The 1,107-nt window shown below is 66.6% G+C and carries 1 protein-coding gene; it reads right to left on the reverse strand.

Features of this window, described 5'->3' with window-relative positions:
• Positions 1-442 precede the first annotated feature (442 nt).
• A partial coding sequence (locus tag MJD61_16130; protein MCG8556793.1) for a PDZ domain-containing protein occupies positions 443-1,107 on the reverse strand: 665 nt, incomplete at its 5' end.

A 1,107-nucleotide genomic window follows, 5' to 3' on the forward strand; every position in this document is an offset into this window, starting at 1 on the left:
GGTGGGCACAGGCGCGCCGAACCGACTTGTGAGCATCCCTGTGTGGATGCTGGATCCCGTATCCTGCGCGGCGATGCGCGCTGAAGCTGAGCCGCGCGTTTCGATGGGGGCGCTCGAAGAGCTGCGCTGCCTGCTCGACGACTCTTCTACGATGATCGGAATGGTCAGGGGCTGGCGTTTGCCAGGTACACGGACGCGCTCAGGCGAGGGCGCAGTGTGCTGGTTGCGGGGCGACGCACGAATCCTGACTGCAGCGACGGGTCCTGCGACGACTGGGCGAATCTCGCCGTGGCATGGCACTCCGGCTCCCATCCGATCGGTTCGGCCGTGCTCGGCGACGTCTATTGCTCCTCCTCGAAGTATCCCCAATACTCCTCGTCGTCGCGCCTCGCCAGCGGCGCCCAGTCCTCACCGAAACGCACGAGTTATTCTTCCGCGGGCCCTAAGGCTTCGGCAAGACCAGGTACAGCGTGGCCTCGCGGCGCCGGACCAGCACGGCCACCGGGCCCTTGGCACGTTCGTACGCACGCACGAAGCCTCGTACGCTCTTGACCGGCTGGCGGCCGATCTCCAAGATCACGTCGCCACGACTTAGACCCTTGCGTGCGGCCAGACTGCCCGGCTTGACACGCGCGATCACGACGCCGTGCCGCACGTCCCTCGGGACGCGGTAGCGTGCGCGGGTTGACGCGTCGAGCTCCTCGAGGCTGAGCCCGGCAAGCCCGCCTGCCTTTTCCTCGTCCGGCTTCGTGGGCTGTCGATCGCTCTTGAGTTCTCCCAACCTGAGCTTGAGCGTGAGCTTATGGCCGCCCCGGAGCACCTCGAGCTTCACCGTGGCGTTGGCACCTGCAGCCGCGATCAACCTGCGCAACTTGCCCGTGGAATCGGCCCGCTCGCCGTTGACTCGCAATACCACATCCCGCCGCTTCAGCCCGCCCCTGGCCGCCGGGCTGTCCTCGGTGACCCGTGTAATCAGCACACCCTGGGCACTGGGCAGGGCGAGCGCCTTGGCGAGGTCCTCGTCGATATTCTGAATGCCCACGCCCAACCAGCCGCGGTTCACCTTCCCGGTACGCAGCAGGCTGTCCATGACCTGCTTGGCCAAGA

This window comes from Pseudomonadota bacterium (genome assembly GCA_022361155.1).
Classification (GTDB): Bacteria; Myxococcota_A; Polyangia; order Polyangiales; family JAKSBK01; genus JAKSBK01.